Below are 19,790 nucleotides of genomic sequence, written 5' to 3' on the forward strand. Positions count from 1 at the left end.
GTTAAACGATAGTATGATACAAATTCCCCCTCTAGTTTATGAACACTAGAGGGGTGATTTTATATAATACTCAATGAAAATCAAAAAGCAAACTAGGAAGCTAGCCGTAGGTTGCTCAAAACACTGTTTTGAGGTTGTAGATAAGACTGACGAAGTCAGTAACCATATCTACGGTAAGGCGACGCTGACGTGGTTTGAAGAGATTTTCGAAGAGTATTAGTCAATCTTATGCTGTTTTTTCCAAGATTGGATGGCCCATTTATGGCTACCACGTTTAAGATTTTGGATAGCCTCGTCAATAGGGAACCAGGCAATATGATTAAAGTCTTCTAGTGGATTTTGCACTTCTTTGAAAGAAGTCGCTTCATAGAGGTGGGCAGGATTGTAGTAGTAGGTATCACGATGACGAGAGTAGAAGTATTCATCAGCCTGTCCATAATAGGTACCAATTTCAGCTGTGAAACCAAGCTCTTCAATCAATTCACGCTTTAGGGCTTCCTGATGATTTTCACCTACTTCAATTTCGCCACCTGGTAGGAACCAAGCGCCATTAGGTGCTTGAACAAGAACAATTTGTTTTTGTTTAGCGTCAGGGATAACTGCATACACTCCATAGCGTGCAACATAGTCTGTATTTGCTTTTTTTTCTCCGAAAGTTGGGTTTGCCATTGCATTTTCCTCATTATCTAGTATCTTTATTATTATCATAATGGACAAAGGCAGAGCTGTCAAGAACTTATAGTTATTTTAGTAAAAAGAGCAGAAAATTTTCATTTTCTACTCCTTTTCTATAGGATTTATACTTCTTTTTCATAAGTTTTTACTTCAACTTTTTTGGCAGACTTAATTTGAATGTTTCCCTTGCTAGTCAGAACTGCTTTGAGGTCTTTTTCGCTTGGATTTTCAAGGTAGTAGTCAGTGATTGCGTCCTCAATATAGTCTTGAATAGTCCGACGAAGTGGGCGTGCTCCCATTTTTGGATCATAACCTAGGTCAACCAGCTTTTCCTTGACCTTGTCAGTTACATCCAAATGAATGTTGTTGCTAGAGAGGCGCTTGTTAACATCTGCTAGCATGAGCTCGACAATCTGAAGGAGATTATCCTTGCTGAGAGCCTTAAATTCGATAATGCCATCAAAACGGTTCATAAACTCTGGGCTAAAGAAGTTGCCGAGTTCACCGAGAACAGAGTTGGTACGTCCTTCTCTAGTAGCCCCAAATCCAACGTTGGCTTCAGACTTACCTGTACCTGCATTTGAGGTCATGATAATGATGGCATCCTTGAAGCTAACGGTCCGTCCTTGCCCATCTGTCAAACGACCATCGTCCAAGACTTGTAGAAACATGTGCATAACATCTGGGTGAGCTTTTTCCACTTCATCGAGAAGGATGAGAGAATATGGATTGCGGCGAACTTTTTCAGTTAATTGACCAGCCTCATCATAGCCAACATAACCTGGAGGAGCGCCGACCAACTTAGCCACACTGTGTTTTTCCATGTATTCACTCATATCAAAGCGAATCATACTATCAGCAGAACCAAAGAGTTCGATAGCTAATTGTTTGGAAAGTTCTGTCTTACCGACCCCAGTTGGTCCGACAAAGAGGAAGCTTCCAATTGGACGGTTAGGCGTACCAAGACCGACACGATTACGGCGAATAGCCTTAGCAATCTTATCGACTGCATCATCTTGGCCAATAATATGAGACTTGAGATCTTCGGCTAGATGGATGAGTTGAGATTGTTCTTTCTCTTTTAAATCACCAACAGGGATGTTGGTTTTCTGCTCAATAATATGCTCAATGGTTTTTTCACTGATGATTGGAGTATCCTGGTCTGTGACCTTTTTCTTTTGCATTTCCTTATATTTGGCAATCTGGTCACGGAAGTAGGCGGCTTTTTCAAAATCTTCTTCTCGTGTAGCTTGAGACTTGAGATTTTCAGCCTCAATCAAGCGCTGATCAATGACTTTAGGGTCTACAAAATTCAAGGTCAAATTCATCTTAGAACCAGCTTCATCTAGGAGGTCAATGGCCTTGTCAGGTAAGAAGCGATCTTGGATGTAACGATTGGAAAGAGTTGCAGCTGCTTCAATTGCAGCATCAGTATATTGAACGTGGTGGTAGTCTTCGTATTTCTTTTGAATCCCTTTGAGGATAGTGATTGTTTCTTCCACCGTTGGTTCATCAACCTTGACAGGCTGCATACGACGCTCGAGGGCAGCATCCTTTTCAATGATACGGTATTCATTGAGGGTAGTAGCGCCGACCAGTTGCAGTTCCCCACGAGCAAGGGCTGGCTTGAGGATATTTCCTGCGTCCATATTACCATCACTCGCAGAACCAGCACCGACAATTTCATGGATTTCATCGATAAAGAGGATGATGTCCTCACGTTTGCGAATTTCTTCCATGAGTTTTTGCATGCGTTCTTCAAATTGTCCACGGATCCCCGTTCCTTGCACCAAGCTAACCACATCCAGACGGATGACTTGTTTACCTTGGAGTTTATGTGGAACATCGCCATCAACGATTTTCTGAGCTAGACCTTCGACAACGGCAGTTTTTCCGACACCCGGTTCACCGATAAGAACAGGATTATTCTTGGTTCTACGATTGAGAATCTCGATGACACGGATAATCTCATTGTCGCGCCCAATAACGGGGTCAATGTCTCCACGACGGGCAATCTCAGTTACATTGATACCAAATTCTTCCAGCAGGCCTTTTTCTTGGCTTGCTGGTGGAGTTTGAGCAGAACCACGATTTTGGGAACCATAACCGCCGTTTCCACCGTAACCTCCACCTGATTGGGTTGGGGGAATAGGAGGAGTATTGCTAGAAGGTCTGAAATTGTTTAGGTCATTGAAAAAATCACCAAGGGGATCGAAGTCACGATTGTTCAAATCCGTCATGTCTTTGAAGAGACTGTTGTTAGGGTCTGTTTTGATAATCTTGTAGCAGTTTTGACAGAGGTCAATTTGTTTTTGTTTTCCATTGAGATTGGTGTAAAGATGAATTGTTGAGTCGTTGATTTTACAGTTTTGACAAAGCATACATCTACCTCATTTCTTTCTTTAGCCTGACCTGTTCAAAGGTCAAAAATAGTCAAATTTCTATACTTTCATTATAACAGGATTGGGGTGTAAAGCAAGTAAAAAGATTGCAGCTTTGAGAAGTTGTTACAATGAAAATTTTTGTGAATTTGGACTATAAAAAAATCCTATTTGTGAGACAAAAAGGATTTTGGTTAGACATGCAGGGTGTAATCCCAGCTTGTTTTACATTAGTAGAGAAGTTCGTAAATCTCCATTGCAATTAAGTCAATGCTATCAAACGTATACGTTTCGCGAGCTTCTACGTCACGAAGGGTAAAGATTGAGCCGTTTTCTTCGTCGTGGCTGTACGCAACTTCTGCAACAACAACTCCTTCACGTTCAAAATTACGTTTTAAATTTCCGCCATCGTTTGCCATTGCTTCAAGGCGGTTGATGATTCTAACCAAATGTGATTCCATTTTGATTCTCCTTCATTTCTTATCGTTACTATTTTACCATAAAGGAGGCCAACTTGACTAGAAAAAAACTAAGATTTCTCGCTAATTCTGCTAGTTTAAAGATTTTTAAATAAATTGGATAAAAGATTTGAATTTTAATTCAATATACGTTATAATCATACAGTATTCTATTTTAGAAAGCAGTGTGACTATGAATTTTTCTTTTTTACCTAAGTATTTACCTTATTTTAACTATGGGGCTGTTGTGACGGTTCTTATTTCTATCTGTGTTGTCATTTTGGGAACCATTTTGGGGGTTGTCTTGGCTTTTGGGCAACGTTCAAAGTTTAAACCGCTTGTTTGGCTGGCCAACTTGTACGTTTGGATTTTCCGTGGGACACCGATGATGGTTCAGATTATGATTACCTTTGCTCTTATGCACATCAATGCTCCGACTATTCAGGTTGGGATTTTGGGTGTTGATCTTTCTCGTCTGATTCCAGGGATTTTGATTATTTCTATGAACAGTGGTGCTTATGTTTCTGAGACTGTTCGTGCTGGGATTAATGCGGTTCCTAAGGGGCAGTTAGAGGCGGCCTATTCTTTAGGGATTCGTCCTAAAAATGCGATGCGTTATGTGATTTTGCCACAAGCAATCAAAAATATCTTGCCAGCATTGGGGAACGAATTTATCACCATTATCAAGGACAGCTCCCTCTTATCAGCTATTGGGGTCATGGAGTTGTGGAATGGGGCTACAACAGTTTCTACAACAACCTATCTACCTTTAACACCACTTTTATTTGCATCATTTTACTACTTGATTATGACCTCTATTCTGACAGTAGCCTTGAAAGCTTTTGAAAAACATATGGGACAAGGAGATAAGAAATAATGACAGAAATCTTGATAAAAATTGAAAATTTACATAAATCTTTTGGAAAGAATGAAGTATTGAAGGGCATCAACCTCGAGATTAAAAGAGGAGAAGTTGTCGTTATCATCGGTCCTTCGGGGAGCGGGAAATCTACCTTGCTTCGCTCTATGAATTTGTTGGAGGAAGCAACCAAGGGGAAGGTTATCTTTGAGGGAGTCGATATTACGGACAAGAAGAATGACCTCTTTGCCATGCGTGAGAAGATGGGCATGGTTTTCCAACAATTCAATCTCTTTCCTAATATGACTGTGATGGAAAATATCACCTTGTCACCTATCAAGACCAAAGGTGAAAGCAGGGAAGTTGCTGAGAAGAGAGCCCAAGAGCTTTTGGAAAAAGTTGGTTTGCCAGATAAGGCAGACGCTTATCCACAGAGTCTGTCGGGTGGGCAGCAACAACGGATTGCCATCGCGCGTGGGTTGGCTATGGAACCAGATGTTTTGCTCTTTGACGAACCAACTTCAGCCTTGGATCCTGAAATGGTAGGTGAGGTATTGGCTGTTATGCAAGACCTTGCCAAGTCAGGGATGACTATGGTTATCGTAACACATGAGATGGGATTTGCCCGTGAGGTGGCAGATCGTGTTATCTTTATGGCAGACGGTGTGGTTGTTGAAGATGGGACACCTGAGCAGATTTTTGAACAAACCCAAGAACAACGGACTAAAGATTTCTTGAGTAAGGTTTTATAATCTATTTTAAACTTTCAAGACAAGATTAGTGAAAAGCTCGACCAGAGCTTTTTCTTATAGTTTGAAACTATAGGATAGCCTAGGAAAGAAGTGTTAGAGGGGACTAGCGGTTTTTGGTATAATGGAAGATATTTGAAAGAAAAGAGAAGTGATATGATACAGATTATTGATGGGAAAGCTTTAGCGGCCAAATTGCAGGGGCAGTTGGCTGAAAAGACTGCAAAATTAAAGGAAGAAACAGGTCTAGTGCCTGGTTTGGTAGTGATTTTGGTTGGGGACAACCCTGCCAGCCAAGTCTACGTTCGCAACAAGGAGAGGTCAGCTCTTGCGGCTGGTTTCCGTAGCGAAGTAGTGCGAGTTCCAGAGAACATTACGCAAGAGGACTTGCTAGACCTGATTGCCAAATACAATCAAGATCCAGCTTGGCATGGGATTTTGGTCCAGTTGCCATTACCAAAACACATTGATGAAGAGGCGGTTCTATTAGCCATTGACCCAGAAAAGGATGTGGATGGTTTCCATCCTCTAAATATGGGACGCCTTTGGTCTGGTCATCCAGTTATGATTCCTTCGACACCTGCAGGAATTATGGAAATGTTCCATGAATATGGGATTGACTTGGAAGGTAAAAATGCGGTTGTCATCGGTCGTTCAAACATTGTTGGAAAACCCATGGCTCAGCTTCTTTTGGCCAAGAATGCTACAGTTACCTTGACTCACTCACGCACCCATAATCTCGCTAAGGTTGCTGCAAAAGCGGATATTCTTGTGGTCGCAATCGGTCGTGCTAAGTTTGTAACTGCTGACTTTGTCAAACCAGGTGCGGTAGTCATTGATGTTGGGATGAATCGTGATGAAAATGGGAAGCTTTGTGGGGATGTGGATTATGAGGCAGTTGCACCACTTGCTAGTCATATCACGCCAGTCCCTGGAGGTGTCGGTCCTATGACCATTACCATGCTGATGGAGCAAACTTATCAGGCGGCAGTTCGGACATTGGATAGAAAATAAGAGAAAATTCGCTGAGGAGAGTGTATTTTCTATAGCTATATCTGAAATGGCAGAAATGAGTATTAAATTTTAGAAATAAGTTTATAAAAGGAGGTATGCGCCTCCTTTTTGTTGTATAATAAATGCGAGAGGAAAAACGATGAAAGTGATTGATCAAACCTTACTAGAAAAAGTCATTATTGAACGTTCTCGTACAAGTCATAAAGGAGACTACGGTCGTCTGCTGTTGCTGGGTGGGACCTATCCTTATGGTGGTGCCATCATCATGGCTGCTTTGGCAGCTGTAAAAAGCGGTGCAGGATTGGTGACCGTTGGAACGGACAGGGAAAATATTTCAGCTCTGCACATCCATTTACCTGAGGCTATGGCCTTTTCTCTTCAAGAACAGCAGTTGTTAAAAGAGCAATTGGAGAAGGCAGAAGTTGTCTTGCTGGGGCCTGGTTTAGGAGACGATGCTTTTGGAGAAAATCTAGTAAAACAAGTCTTTGCTAGCTTAAGCCAAAATCAGATTTTGATTGTAGATGGTGGTGCCCTGACCATTCTTGCTAGAACAAGTTTGTCATTTCCATCTAACCAGCTTATCCTAACTCCCCACCAAAAAGAATGGGAAAAGCTGTCTGGTATTGCTATTGAAAAGCAAAAGGAAGATGCAACAGCTAGTGCCCTAACTTCCTTCCCTCAAGGAACAATTTTGGTAGAGAAAGGTCCAGCTACTCGTATTTGGCAAGCTGGCCAATCTGATTATTACCAGTTACAGGTTGGCGGTCCCTATCAGGCGACTGGAGGAATGGGAGATACGCTTGCTGGAATGATTTCAGGATTTGCAGGCCAGTTTAAACAAGCTAGTCTCTACGAGCGTGTGGCAGTAGCGACCCATCTTCATTCAGCTATTGCTCAAGAACTAGCTCAAGAACAGTATGTGGTTTTGCCAACGGAGATTAGTAATTGTCTTCCTAAAGTAATGAAAATTATTTGTCAACAAGAGAGGGTAAGCAAAGATAAACTTGTTTAAAATAGATAGATAAACCCACTTCCTTCTCTTAATTTATGATTCTTGAAATGCGCCTGCTTTAATGCTAAACTAGACGTATCAAAGTTAAGGTCTTGTTTTTGGAACTGGAAAGAGATGAACAAAGCAAATACATAAAAGATAAATTCATTTTTATTCGTTTTATAAAAATAAAATGCATGTTTTCAAAGAAAGATTGATAAAAAATGTAAATTTGATCTTTTTACTTGAATAAAAAGCGATTTCATAGTAGAATAAGAACTGAGAATGATGGAGGTAAATCGGTGGAAAATCTGAAGAAAATGGCAGGTATCAAGGCTGCTGAGTTCGTGAGCGATGGAATGGTCGTTGGACTTGGAACAGGCTCGACTGCCTATTATTTTGTAGAAGAAATCGGTCGTCGTATCAAGGAAGAAGGATTGCAGATTACAGCTGTAACAACTTCTAGTGTGACCACTAAACAGGCAGAAGGCCTTAATATCCCGCTCAAGTCTATTGACCAAGTAGACTTTGTCGATGTGACGGTTGATGGCGCGGATGAAGTGGATAGTCAGTTTAACGGAATCAAAGGCGGTGGTGGTGCCCTTCTCATGGAAAAGGTGGTCGCAACACCATCAAAAGAATACATTTGGGTGGTGGATGAAAGCAAGCTGGTCGAAAAACTAGGTGCTTTTAAATTGCCAGTAGAAGTGGTTCAGTATGGCGCTGAACAGGTCTTTCGTCGTTTTGAACGAGCTGGCTACAAACCAAGTTTCCGTGAAAAAGATGGCCAACGTTTTGTGACCGATATGCAGAACTTTATCATTGACCTTGCCTTGGATGTCATCGAAGATCCAATTGCTTTCGGGCAAGAATTGGACCATATCGTTGGTGTTGTAGAGCACGGCTTATTCAACCAAATGGTGGATAGGGTCATCGTTGCTGGACGAGATGGAGTTCAGATTTCAACTTCAAAAAAAGGAAAATAGAAGGGGGCATAAGATGTCTAAATTTAATCGTATTCATTTGGTGGTACTGGATTCTGTAGGAATCGGTGCAGCACCAGATGCTAATAACTTTGTCAATGCAGGGGTTCCAGATGGAGCTTCTGACACACTGGGACACATTTCAAAAACAGTTGGTTTGAATGTCCCAAACATGGCTAAAATAGGTCTTGGAAATATTCCTCGTGAAACTCCTCTTAAGACTGTAGCAGCTGAAAGCAATCCAACTGGATATGCAACAAAATTAGAGGAAGTATCTCTTGGTAAGGATACTATGACTGGACACTGGGAAATCATGGGACTCAACATTACTGAGCCTTTCGATACTTTCTGGAACGGATTCCCAGAAGAAATCCTGACAAAAATCGAAGAATTCTCAGGACGCAAGGTTATTCGTGAAGCCAACAAACCTTATTCAGGAACGGCTGTTATCGATGATTTTGGACCACGTCAGATGGAAACTGGAGAGTTGATTATCTATACTTCAGCTGACCCTGTTTTGCAGATTGCTGCCCACGAAGACATTATTCCTTTGGACGAATTGTACCGTATCTGTGAATACGCTCGTTCAATTACACTTGAGCGCCCTGCCCTTCTAGGTCGTATCATTGCTCGCCCTTATGTAGGTGAACCAGGTAATTTCACTCGTACGGCAAACCGTCGTGACTTGGCTGTATCTCCATTTGCCCCAACTGTTTTGGATAAATTGAATGAGGCTGGTATCGATACTTATGCTGTGGGTAAAATCAATGATATCTTTAACGGTGCTGGTATCAACCATGATATGGGTCACAACAAGTCAAACAGTCATGGAATAGATACACTATTGAAGACCATGAGCCTTGCTGAATTTGAAAAAGGATTCTCATTCACAAACTTGGTTGACTTTGATGCCCTTTACGGCCACCGTCGTAATGCTTACGGCTATCGTGATTGCTTGCATGAGTTTGATGAACGCTTACCTGAAATTATCGCAGCCATGCGAGAGAACGACCTTCTCTTGATTACTGCTGACCATGGAAATGACCCAACGTATGCAGGAACGGATCACACTCGGGAATATATTCCATTGTTGGCCTATAGCCCTGCCTTTAAAGGAAATGGTTTGATTCCAGTTGGACATTTTGCAGATATCTCAGCGACTGTTGCAGATAACTTTGGTGTTGAAACAGCTATGATCGGGGAAAGTTTCTTAGATAAATTGGTATAAGATGACGCGCTATGCTCTGCTGGTGAGAGGCATCAATGTTGGTGGCAAGAATAAGGTCGTCATGGCGGAGCTTCGTCAAGAACTGACAGAGTTGGGAATTGAAAAGGTTGAAAGCTACATCAACAGTGGTAATATCTTCTTTATTTCGATAGATTCCAAAGCCCAATTGATTGAAAAGTTAGAGGCTTTCTTTGGAACTCGTTATCCATTTATTCAGAGCTTTTCTTTACTGAGTCTAGAAGACTATGAAGCAGAAGTGGAGAATCTACCAGCTTGGTGGAATGAAGACTTGGCACGAAAAGATGTCCTCTTTTACACTGAGCTTTTGGATGTGGAGCAAGTCATCACGACAGTTGAGAGTTTAGAGCTGAAAGATGAGGTCGTTCATTTTGGAAAACTTGGGATTTTCTGGGGGAAATTTTCTGAAGAAACCTACTCTAAAACTGCCTATCACAAGGATCTGCTCAAGATGCCTTTCTATCGCCACATTACCATTCGCAATGCTAAAACTTTTGAAAAAATCGGTCAAATGCTAAAAACTAAAAAAGGAGACACACAATGACATTTTTAGATAAAATCAATGAAACAGCTGCTTTCCTGAAAGATAAAGGAATCCAAACGCCTGAGTTCGGTCTAATTCTTGGGTCAGGACTTGGAGAATTAGCAGAAGAAATCGAAAATCCAGTTGCAGTAGACTATGCTGAGATTCCAAACTGGGGCCGTTCAACAGTAGTTGGTCACGCTGGGAAATTGGTATATGGTGAACTGGCAGGTCGCAAGGTCTTGGCTCTTCAAGGTCGCTTCCATTTCTACGAAGGGAATCCTCTGGAAGTGGTGACTTTCCCAGTACGTGTCATGAAAGTTCTTGGATGTGAAGGTGTCATTGTAACCAATGCAGCTGGTGGTATTGGATATGGTCCTGGTACTTTGATGGCTATCTCAGACCATATCAATATGACGGGGCAAAATCCATTGATGGGTGAAAACTTGGATGACTTTGGTCCTCGTTTCCCAGATATGTCTAAGGCCTACACACCAGAATACCGTGCTACTGCCCATGAAGTGGCTAAAAAACTTGGTATCAAGCTTGATGAAGGTGTCTATATCGGTGTAACTGGTCCAACTTATGAAACACCAGCAGAAATTCGTGCCTATAAGACACTGGGAGCAGATGCAGTTGGTATGTCTACGGTTCCTGAAGTGATCGTGGCAGCCCACTCAGGTTTGAAAGTTCTGGGAATCTCATGTATCACTAACTTTGCGGCCGGTTTCCAAGAAGAACTCAACCACGAAGAAGTTGTGGAAGTAACCGAACGTGTCAAAGGTGACTTTAAAGGCTTGCTTAAAGCGATTCTTGCAGAATTGTAAGAAAAAAGATTTAAAAGGGGGAATGCCTCTTTCCTTTCATGGTTGACTATTCGGAACAAAGAAGAAACATAGGTAGACTATGGGTTTCTTCCTACTCTTGTAACTGAAAGAGTCTGATAGTTAGCATTGTGAAAGACAAGATTCTAGGATACTAGCATTAGCTTCCTAGCCAAGCAGACTAGTATGATAAGAAGAGATAAGAATGAATTTATACTCAATGAAAATCAAAGAGCAAACTAGGAAGTTAGCCGCAGGTTGCTCAAAACACAGTTTTGAGGTTGTAGATAAGACTGACGAAGTCAGTGACCATATCTACGGTCAGGCGACGCTGACGTGGTTTGAAGAGATTTTCGAAGAGTATTACTTTCTGAATTTCTCAGTCTTGTCCTAGATAGGGGACAAGGAGATTTAGTTTGAGTCTGCTTATAAATAAACGAAAAGAAAGATAAGAAATAATGAAAATTGGTCAACGAATGATGCGTTTTGGCATAAAAAAATTAAGTATCGGAGTTGTATCTGTTGCAGTCGGCTTCGCATTTCTAGCTCCAGCTGGAATTTCAGCCAATGAACTACAGCAAGATGTAACATCTGAAGTGGCAACAAGAGTGCTAGATTCTAAGGAGGAATTGAGAGAGCCGGAAAATGCTACTCCAAAACTAGAAACTCCTCTTAGAGAGGAGTCAAGACTAGCTACTCAAACGCTTCCGGAAGCAAGTGAAGTTCTTGAAAACAAAAGGGAAGAGTCAAAAGTAGAGATAACCGAGCCAGCTCAATACTTACCTATTCTTGCTCCTGTAGAAGAAACTAAAGAAGAAGCTGTGACAGAAAAACCAACAAATACTCGTTCTCTAACAGCAGAAGATTTGGTGAAGATTTCCAAAGGGGAATTGCATTTAGAAAATGATTTGATTGATGAATCTCTCTACGGTGAAAAAGTTCTTGATTTGGAAGGGGATGATGACCAAGATGGCATCAAAAACAAAGATGAACTTTATGTGTACAACAAAGATGGTAAGGATTATCTAGGATATAACAGTCATCCCTTGCTAGCAGACAGTGATGGGGATGGTTTGGCAGATGGAGAAGATGACAATAAGAAAGAATGGTATGTCACAGACCGTGATTCTCTTCTCTTTATGGAGTTAGCCTATCGAGACGATGATTATATTGAGAAAATTTTAGATCATAAGAATCCTTTCCCTAGTCTCTATCTTGACCGTCAAGAATACAAACTCATGCACAATGAATTGGCTTCTTTCTGGAAGATGAAAAAAGCCTATCATACAGATAGTGGCTTGGATGCTTTCTTATTTGAGACCAAGAGCGACCTTCCTTATCTCAAAGATGGAACGGTGCACATGTTGGCTATACGTGGAACAAGACGGAATGATGCGAAAGATTTAAGTGCAGATTTTGTTTTGTTAGGAGGAAATAAACCAGCGCAAGCGGATGATATCCGCAAGGTTGTTGGGGAATTAGCCAAGGATACAAGTATTACCAAGTTGTATATGACAGGCCATTCTCTTGGAGGCTACCTAGCTCAGATTGCAGCGGTTGAAGCTTACCAAAAATATCCTGATTTTTATAACCATGTATTGCGAAAAGTGACGACTTTCAGTGCGCCTAAAGTGATTACTTCCAGAGCGGTTTGGAATGCTGAGAATGATTTCTGGGATGTTGGTTTGGAAAGCCGTAAATTAGCTGTTAGTGGAAAAATTAAGCATTATGTGGTTGATAATGATAATGTTGTGACTCCCTTGATTCATAACGATCGTGATATTGTTACATTTACAGGTAATTCACGCTTTAAACACCGTTCTCGTGGCTATTTTGAAAGTCGAATGAATGATATTCCTAACTTTAATATTGGTAAACGAACTACCTTGGATAAACATGGTTATCGTGATCCAAAATTGGATAAAGTGCGATTCTTTAAGAAACAGGCTCTGCCCCAATCTTCTAGTCAACCAAGCGCGGAACCAATGGAAAATATTACCTTAGGGAAACAGGTTACTCAAAGTTCGACAGCTTTCGAAGGAGATGCTAGAAGAGCTGTGGATGGCAAAGTTGATGGTAACTATGGTCACAATTCTGTCACTCATACCAACTTCCAATCTAAGCCTTGGTGGCAAGTAGATTTGGCTAAAGAAGAAACCATTCGCCAAATCAATATTTACAACCGAACAGACACTGCCCAGGATAGATTGGCAAACTTTGATGTCATTCTGTTAGACAGTTCTGGTAAAGAAATTGAGAGAAAACGAATAACATCTCTTAAAGATGTGTCAGCACAAATTGCGATTAACCATAAAAAAGCGCGCTATGTTCGGATTGAGCTAGAAGGCTATAATGCCCTCAGTCTTGCAGAAGTCCAAGTATATCGTGCTGAGAATATCGCTTGGAAAAAACAAGCTAAGCAAAGTTCTACTGATTTTGGTGGAGATGCTAGTCGTGCCTTGGATGGCAATACCAATAGTAGTTATAGCCAGCAATCAATTACCCATACAAAATTTGAAAACCAGCCTTGGTGGGAAGTTGATTTAGGTCGTACAGAACAGGTAGGACTTGTTCGCCTTCATAACCGTGGGGATGGAGAGCTTTCTAAACGTCTGTCAGACTTTGATGTGATTTTATATGATGAAAAAGGGAAAGAAGTTGCTAGACAGTATGTTGCTAAACTTGACGGAACGAGCTTGGATGTTCAATTAAATGGGAAATTGGGACGCCGTGTTCGTGTGCAACTACGTAAGAACAATCAAGCCCTCAGTCTTGCAGAAGTAGAAGTTTTCCGCTTTATCGCTACGAATGGTGAGACAGCGACACAAGTTTCTAAGCCAGTTCAACCAATCAGTCAGACTCCTGCCAAAGAAAAAACATTGACAATTCAACATAGTGGAGCTTACATTGCCCGCTACTCTATAACTTGGGAAGAAGTTACAGTAGATAAAGATGGAAACCAAGTTGTTCGTAGTCGTTCTTGGGAAGGAAACGGTCGCAACCAGACTGCAGGTTTTGTCCTCAACCTCCCAATCAAAGAAAATATGAGGAATCTGCGAATTAAGATTGAGAAAAAGACAGGTCTACTATGGAATAGATGGCAAACAATCTATGAAAATAGACCAATTTTAGCTCAACCCCACCGTAAAATTACCCATTGGGGAACAACATTGAACTCTAAGGTGAGTGACGATGATGTCTTGTAATCTGATGATACAATGACAGTTAGATGATTTAGTTCATAAGAGAAGTACTACCTGAGCTTGAATAGAACTCAGGTAGCTCTCTGTGAAAGAACAAAATTAAACAGAAAGGTATAGTGAGGTGTTCTAATTTGAACATGAGCGGAAAAACTTTTCTAAAAACTTAGAAAGGAAGGGGAGTTCGGGTTTGAATTGAATCCGATCTACTCTTCTCAATATTATCAAAATTAAGAAAGGAATTGAACCCATCATAAAAGCAGTGGGAAAAAGATAGTTGGTCTAGCGAGCATCGCTCACTGCGCCCCACTCCTATTTTCCCTTTGGCTTTTTAACGGGTTTGGTATCTTTCTCAATATAAAATATAAAAAAGAAAGGTAGAGCATGTGTTTTGATTTGAACACGAGCGGAAAACTTTTCTAAAAACTCAGAAGAGAAGGGGAGTTCGGGTTTGAATTGAATCCGGTCTAATCTTCTCAATATCATCAAAATTAAGAAAGAAAGGAATTGAACCCACCCTAAAAGCAGTGGGAAAAAGATAGTTGGCCTAGCGAGCATCGCTCACTGCACTCAACTCCTATTTTCCCTTTGCTTTTTGACGGGTTTGGTATCTTATATTATGTCTATCCATATTGCTGCTCAGCAGGGTGAAATTGCTGATAAAATTCTTCTTCCTGGGGATCCTCTTCGTGCTAAGTTTATTGCGGAGAATTTCCTTGAAGATGCTGTTTGTTTTAACGAAGTGCGTAACATGTTTGGTTACACTGGTACTTACAAGGGCCACCGTGTATCTGTTATGGGAACTGGGATGGGAATGCCATCTATTTCGATTTATGCGCGTGAGTTGATTGTTGACTACGGTGTGAAAAAATTGATCCGTGTGGGAACAGCAGGTTCTTTGAATGAAGATGTTCACGTCCGTGAATTGGTTTTGGCTCAGGCAGCTGCAACTAACTCAAACATCGTCCGTAATGACTGGCCACAGTATGATTTCCCACAAATCGCTAGCTTTGATTTGCTTGATAAGGCTTATCATATTGCCAAAAATCTCGGTATGACAACCCACGTTGGGAACGTTTTGTCATCTGATGTCTTTTATTCAAACTACTTTGAAAAGAACATTGAGCTTGGTAAATGGGGGGTCAAGGCTGTGGAAATGGAAGCAGCAGCTCTTTACTATCTGGCTGCTCAGCACCATGTTGATGCGCTAGCTATTATGACAATCTCTGATAGCTTGGTTAATCCAGATGAGGACACGACTGCAGAAGAACGTCAAAATACCTTCACCGATATGATGAAGGTTGGATTAGAAACCTTGATTGCTGAATAAAAGAGAACACAAAAGGAAGACTTTCTGGATGAAAATCTTCCTTTTTTAGTCATTCAGTCCATACTGTGACCTTAATGAAATGTTGCTCTACCGTCTATTTTTTAAGAGATTGCAAAAAACAATCAATCTCTGCTTGAGAATGGAGAATACGCATCTTTTCTGGGTAAGTATTGTTTAAATATTGGTATCTATCCTTAGCATTTTTTGTTCGACCATCCCAGAGAATCCAACGAATAAATTCCCAGTTGAATTGCTCGGGGCATCCCTTAGCCATGCTTTCTCTCACTTTTCCTCTGTATTTTAAATAGCGCTTAAAGGCTCTTAGCAAACAATTCCAAGCAGAGAAGTTTAAAAAGATGATCTGGTTAGCTTCCTGCATTCTTTCTTCGTAATAACACCAAGAATAATTACCATCGATGACCCAAGCTTCATGCTTGGTGAGAAAATTTTTCATCTCGGTTAACATCCAATCACGGTCACTGTCTTGCCAACCAGGTTGAAATTGGAGTGTGTCCATATGAAGTTTTGGGATGGAGTAGTAGAGAGATAACTTTTCAGCTAGCGTTGACTTACCAGCACCAGAATATCCGATAATTGCAATTTTCATTTTCTACCTTTTCCTATTTGGAGACAAAAAAACAGCCTCTATGGACTGTTTCTTATTTAGCAAGTTTAGCTGAAAGACGAGCTTTATCGCGGCTTGCTTTGTTTTTGTGAATCAAACCTTTAGTTTCTGCTTTATCGATAGCTGAGCTAGCAGCACGGAAAAGTTCTTCAGATGGGTTTGCTTCGAAAGCTTTGATAGCAGTACGCATAGCTGATTTTTGAGCTGAGTTCTTTTCGTTTTGTTTAACGTTCAATTCAGCGCGTTTGATAGCTGATTTAATGTTTGCCAATGTTCTTACCTCCATATTTACTAACTATACCATTATATCTGAAAACTTACGTTTTGACAAGGGAAAATTATTTTTTTAAGTAAATTTCATCGATTTCATGGTTCTTGCTTTTATGAAGAATCACTTCCGCACGATTTCTGGTTGGTTCAATATAATTTTGTAGATTTGTGAGATTGATACTGGTCCAGACCTGATGGGCAAAGGACTCCACTTCCCCAATCGGCATCTGAGTAAAACGATAATAGTAGCTATCAGGGTCGTTTTGGGCTAGGCTCAGCATTTTCAAGAAACGGTCCAGATACCAACTCTCAATATCATCCACTCCAGCATCAACATAGATGGAAAAGTCGAAGAAGTCAGTGATATAGAGACGTTCGTTTTGTGGATTTTGAAAGACATTGATTCCTTCAACAATCACAAAATCAGCAGCTTTGACACTTTGCTTTTCCTCAGGTACGATGTCGTAGACTTCATGAGAATAGACAGGAATATCCACATCTTGTCCATTTTTGATGCAGTCCAAGAAGTTGAGAAGAGCTTCCATATCATAGCTTTCAGGAAATCCCTTACGATTTAAAATCCCTTGTTCAATCAAGGTCTGGTTGGGATAGAGAAAGCCGTCAGTTGTTACCAACTCAACCGTAGCATCTGTAAGTGTACGGGACAGTAGGATTTGAAGTAGGCGACTGGTTGTGGATTTTCCAACGGCAACACTCCCAGAAACCCCAATGATAAAAGGCTGGGATTTGCTTTCACGTTGAAGGAAAATCCCTTTTGAAAAGGCCAAATCATCCTTGGTACGCTTGTAAATCTGGATGAGATGGGCTAGGGGGAGATAGACATCGGTAACATCCTGCAAGCTAATCTGGTCATTAAAACTCTTGATGGATTCTAATTCCTCTTCTGTCAAAGGAGGTGTCGTCTTTCGATGTAAAGATTGCCAAGTCTGGCGACTGATTTTTTCAAAATGTAAAAATTCGTTGGTCATTTGTTTTCCCCTAGATATTTTGTCTATCATACCATAAAAAGTTAAAAAAATAAAGCGGTTTCTTGAATGTGGTAAGTCAATAGTATATAATATAAGTAGATAGAGGATGAACAATTTATTGATGAAGTAGGAGCTGCTTTCTACTGACTTATCAGCTATAAAGGGGGCTTTGGGGTTTATAACTTATAGGAGGTGTACTATGAAAATCTTGAAACGTTACCTATTGGAACTCTGTTTTATTTTAAGTTTTGCCTTACCTTTTATAAAAGGAGTCAATGCGGATAATGGTAGACGCTTTGTGGAAATCTATTACGGTTTTACTTTTTTGATGGAACATGCCATTGTAACAGCTGTCTTTATCTGTTCGCTTTTGATTGCTTTCTTCCTAAAAAAACGGTGGACGAAATGGCTTGCTGCTGGTAGTTATTTCTTTTTAGTTCTATGGATTGCGACAGAGGGTTATTTCGCTAGAAGATCGCTAGAAGATTTGATACGACTTTGGACAAGTTTGGAAATCCTGACACAAACTTATCAGTTGGGCTTTTATCTAAACATTTTGTTGGGAATTTTGTTGATGATTAAGCAATAGTAATCAAAATGCGTCTGATGATAGACAATAAATCTTGTGTTATGTGTTTTATCATGGCAATGATAGCTGTAGTCCTAGATGAAATACAAGTTGCTTATAAAAGTTGAAAGAGATTGAAGGGGAGTTATTGTAACGCAACTTCCTTCAATCTTTTTGTCTCATTCTGGATATGTAAACGATTTACAATTCGATCCAAAATATGATAGAATAGGGTTATGAATAAAATGTACTATGCAGAAAATCCTGACGCTGCTCACGACATACATGAGTTGCGAGTAGAATTGTTGGGAGAAAAAATGACCTTTCTGACGGATGCAGGTGTTTTTAGCAAGAAGATGGTTGACTTTGGAAGTCAACTCTTGCTCAAGTGTCTGGAGGTCAACCAAGGAGAAACTGTCCTTGATGTAGGCTGTGGTTACGGACCTTTGGGCTTGTCTTTAGCTAAGGCTTATGGCGTTCAGGCTACCATGGTCGATATCAATAATCGTGCCTTGGATTTGGCGCGACAAAATGCTGAAAAAAATAATGTAAAAGCGACGATATTTCAATCTAATATTTATGCAAGAGTTCAAGGGCGATTTGACCATGTCATTTCCAATCCTCCTATCCGTGCGGGCAAGCAAGTCGTTCATGAAATCATCGAGAAAAGTAAAGATTTCTTGGAAACTGGTGGGGATTTGACCATCGTCATCCAGAAAAAACAAGGGGCTCCAAGTGCCAAGTCCAAGATGGAGGATGTGTTTGGTAATTGTGAAATCGTCAAAAAAGATAAGGGATACTATATCCTTAGAAGTGTGAAAGAATGAGAGCAGTTGATTTAATCCAAAAGAAACGAGATGGTCAAGAACTGTCTTCGAGTGAAATTGAATGGTTAGTTGAAGGCTATGTGTCAGGAACTGTTCCTGATTATCAGATGTCTGCTTTTGCTATGGCTGTCTATTTCAAAGGAATGACGACACGAGAAATCTCAGATTTGACTATGAAGATGGTCAAGACTGGTCAAGAGTTTGATTTATCCGCTATTGATGGGGTTAAGGTTGACAAGCATTCTACTGGTGGTGTCGGCGATAAGGTAACCTTGATTTTAGCTCCTCTTGTTGCTAGCTTCGGTGTGCCTGTAGCAAAAATGAGTGGTCGTGGTCTCGGCCATACTGGTGGGACAATTGATAAATTGGAATCCATTAAGGGCTATCAAGTCGAGCGCAGTCAAGAAGATTTCATTCGTCAGGTTCAGGATATTGGTGTATCTGTCATTGGGCAATCAGACCAGATGGTTAAAGCAGATAAACTTCTCTACGCCCTCCGTGATGTGACCGCAACTGTCGACACGATTCCTTTGATTGCGAGTTCGGTGATGAGCAAGAAAATCGCGGCAGGAGCGGATGCTATTTTGCTAGACGTAACTGTCGGTGAGGGCGCCTTCATGAAGACGGTTGATGAGGCGCGTGAGTTGGCTCAAACCATGGTGGAACTTGGTAAGGCTGTTGGCCGGAAGACAGTAGCGGTGATTACGGATATGAGCCAGCCTTTAGGGCGTGCGATTGGAAATCGTCTGGAAATCCTTGAAGCATTGGAGATTCTACAAGGTCAAGGACGTCAGGATATTACCCACTTTATTTGTGAGTTGGCTCAAATTATGCTTGGTCTGGCAAATGTAAATAAAACAGTTGAAGAAGTTCGCCAACATCTTGAAAATGGCCAAGCGCTGGCTAAGTTTGAGGAAATGGTCCAAGCCCAAGGTGGAGACTTAGAAGACCTCTATCGTCCTGTCAATGTTGCCCATGTGGTGGAAATTCCTGCTCAGGAAACGGGTGTCATTTCAGCTCTTCCAGCTATGGAATTTGGGCTTTATGCTATGAGACTGGGGGCAGGCCGTGCAGTCAAGACTGATGATTTGGACTATGAAACAGGAATTGTTTTTGAAAAGAAGGTTGGAGATTCTGTTCAAACGGGAGAAATTGTTGCAAAAGTATACACAAATGGAAAAATTTCTCCTCAGCTAGTTACAGATTTTCAAAAATATGTTAAAATAAATGATAGGGTGCAAAGTTTACGAGAAATTATAGAAATTATCTCATGAACCG

Annotated in this window: 21 protein-coding genes; 15 read left to right on the forward strand and 6 right to left on the reverse strand. The window is 40.8% G+C overall.

What is annotated here, in order from left to right; all coding sequences use genetic code 11:
- The first annotated feature begins 73 nt into the window (after positions 1-73).
- Entirely contained in the window at positions 74-220 is a 147-nt protein-coding gene (locus tag HT719_RS11295; protein WP_191995753.1) for a hypothetical protein, read from the forward strand.
- On the opposite strand, the gene HT719_RS01660 is transcribed toward HT719_RS11295, so the two are convergent.
- The 3 genes from HT719_RS01660 to HT719_RS01670 form a co-directional block, all read right to left on the reverse strand.
- Entirely contained in the window at positions 217-669 is a 453-nt protein-coding gene (locus HT719_RS01660; RefSeq protein WP_000013081.1) for an NUDIX hydrolase, read from the reverse strand. The two genes, HT719_RS11295 and HT719_RS01660, sit on opposite strands and share 4 nt — an antisense overlap.
- Before the next feature lie 128 nt (positions 670-797).
- On the reverse strand, positions 798-3,056 hold the full coding sequence (locus HT719_RS01665) for an ATP-dependent Clp protease ATP-binding subunit (protein WP_172928016.1): 2,259 nt from the start codon (positions 3,054-3,056) through the stop codon (positions 798-800).
- 230 nt (positions 3,057-3,286) lie between these two features.
- Complete coding sequence (locus tag HT719_RS01670) at positions 3,287-3,517, reverse strand: DUF1797 family protein (RefSeq protein WP_000443574.1); 231 nt, start codon at positions 3,515-3,517, stop codon at positions 3,287-3,289.
- Between the two features lie 190 nt (positions 3,518-3,707).
- Between HT719_RS01670 and HT719_RS01675 the strand changes: the two genes are divergently transcribed.
- The 11 genes from HT719_RS01675 (at position 3,708) to deoD (ending at position 15,233) form a co-directional block, all read left to right on the forward strand.
- Positions 3,708-4,391: an amino acid ABC transporter permease gene (locus HT719_RS01675; protein WP_172928018.1), complete on the forward strand. Its 684-nt coding sequence runs from the start codon at positions 3,708-3,710 to the stop codon at positions 4,389-4,391.
- Positions 4,391-5,125 carry an amino acid ABC transporter ATP-binding protein gene (locus HT719_RS01680; protein ID WP_172928020.1) on the forward strand — a complete coding sequence of 245 codons (735 nt, stop codon included), beginning with the start codon at positions 4,391-4,393 and terminating at the stop codon, positions 5,123-5,125. Before HT719_RS01675 ends, HT719_RS01680 begins: the two co-directional genes overlap by 1 nt.
- A gap of 153 nt (positions 5,126-5,278) precedes the next feature.
- Positions 5,279-6,136: a bifunctional methylenetetrahydrofolate dehydrogenase/methenyltetrahydrofolate cyclohydrolase gene (locus tag HT719_RS01685; protein ID WP_172928022.1), complete on the forward strand. Its 858-nt coding sequence runs from the start codon at positions 5,279-5,281 to the stop codon at positions 6,134-6,136.
- Positions 6,137-6,275: 139 nt separating this feature from the next.
- Positions 6,276-7,148, forward strand: coding sequence for an NAD(P)H-hydrate dehydratase (locus tag HT719_RS01690; RefSeq protein ID WP_172928024.1), 873 nt, complete (start codon positions 6,276-6,278; stop codon positions 7,146-7,148).
- A 281-nt stretch (positions 7,149-7,429) separates the two neighbouring features.
- Positions 7,430-8,113: a ribose-5-phosphate isomerase RpiA gene (gene rpiA, locus HT719_RS01695; RefSeq protein ID WP_166731249.1), complete on the forward strand. Its 684-nt coding sequence runs from the start codon at positions 7,430-7,432 to the stop codon at positions 8,111-8,113.
- Positions 8,114-8,126: 13 nt separating this feature from the next.
- Positions 8,127-9,338: a phosphopentomutase gene (locus tag HT719_RS01700; protein ID WP_166731250.1), complete on the forward strand. Its 1,212-nt coding sequence runs from the start codon at positions 8,127-8,129 to the stop codon at positions 9,336-9,338.
- Position 9,339: 1 nt separating this feature from the next.
- Entirely contained in the window at positions 9,340-9,900 is a 561-nt protein-coding gene (locus HT719_RS01705; protein WP_166731251.1) for a DUF1697 domain-containing protein, read from the forward strand.
- Positions 9,897-10,706, forward strand: coding sequence for a purine-nucleoside phosphorylase (locus tag HT719_RS01710; protein ID WP_166731252.1), 810 nt, complete (start codon positions 9,897-9,899; stop codon positions 10,704-10,706). Before HT719_RS01705 ends, HT719_RS01710 begins: the two co-directional genes overlap by 4 nt.
- A gap of 202 nt (positions 10,707-10,908) precedes the next feature.
- Positions 10,909-11,097, forward strand: a complete 189-nt coding sequence (locus HT719_RS11420; protein ID WP_001055454.1) for a hypothetical protein — start codon at positions 10,909-10,911, stop codon at positions 11,095-11,097.
- Positions 11,098-11,161: 64 nt separating this feature from the next.
- Positions 11,162-13,909: a thiol-activated cytolysin C-terminal domain-containing protein gene (locus HT719_RS11870; RefSeq protein WP_172928026.1), complete on the forward strand. Its 2,748-nt coding sequence runs from the start codon at positions 11,162-11,164 to the stop codon at positions 13,907-13,909.
- Positions 13,910-14,522: 613 nt separating this feature from the next.
- Positions 14,523-15,233 (forward strand): purine-nucleoside phosphorylase, encoded by a 711-nt coding sequence (deoD, locus tag HT719_RS01725; protein WP_031243322.1) that lies wholly within the window; start codon positions 14,523-14,525, stop codon positions 15,231-15,233.
- Positions 15,234-15,327: 94 nt separating this feature from the next.
- Here the strand turns inward: deoD and HT719_RS01730 are convergent, their stop codons facing one another.
- The 3 genes from HT719_RS01730 to coaA all read right to left on the reverse strand — a co-directional run bounded on the left by HT719_RS01730 (position 15,328) and on the right by coaA (position 17,117).
- Positions 15,328-15,840, reverse strand: coding sequence for a DNA topology modulation protein (locus tag HT719_RS01730; protein WP_000684199.1), 513 nt, complete (start codon positions 15,838-15,840; stop codon positions 15,328-15,330).
- A 52-nt stretch (positions 15,841-15,892) separates the two neighbouring features.
- Positions 15,893-16,129, reverse strand: a complete 237-nt coding sequence (gene rpsT, locus HT719_RS01735; protein WP_001274000.1) for a 30S ribosomal protein S20 — start codon at positions 16,127-16,129, stop codon at positions 15,893-15,895.
- 67 nt (positions 16,130-16,196) lie between these two features.
- A complete protein-coding gene (gene coaA, locus HT719_RS01740; protein ID WP_000180513.1) occupies positions 16,197-17,117 on the reverse strand; it encodes a type I pantothenate kinase in 921 nt (306 codons plus the stop codon).
- A 199-nt stretch (positions 17,118-17,316) separates the two neighbouring features.
- Between coaA and HT719_RS01745 the strand changes: the two genes are divergently transcribed.
- The 3 genes from HT719_RS01745 to HT719_RS01755 all read left to right on the forward strand — a co-directional run bounded on the left by HT719_RS01745 (position 17,317) and on the right by HT719_RS01755 (position 19,786).
- Positions 17,317-17,706: a hypothetical protein gene (locus HT719_RS01745; protein ID WP_172928028.1), complete on the forward strand. Its 390-nt coding sequence runs from the start codon at positions 17,317-17,319 to the stop codon at positions 17,704-17,706.
- A 215-nt stretch (positions 17,707-17,921) separates the two neighbouring features.
- Positions 17,922-18,512 (forward strand): class I SAM-dependent methyltransferase, encoded by a 591-nt coding sequence (locus tag HT719_RS01750; protein WP_001038611.1) that lies wholly within the window; start codon positions 17,922-17,924, stop codon positions 18,510-18,512.
- Positions 18,509-19,786, forward strand: a complete 1,278-nt coding sequence (locus tag HT719_RS01755; protein ID WP_172928030.1) for a pyrimidine-nucleoside phosphorylase — start codon at positions 18,509-18,511, stop codon at positions 19,784-19,786. The genes HT719_RS01750 and HT719_RS01755 overlap by 4 nt, the downstream gene beginning before the upstream one ends.
- Positions 19,787-19,790 lie beyond the last annotated feature (4 nt).

Source organism: Streptococcus sp. k-378 (assembly GCF_013277505.1).
GTDB lineage: Bacteria > Bacillota > Bacilli > Lactobacillales > Streptococcaceae > Streptococcus > Streptococcus pseudopneumoniae.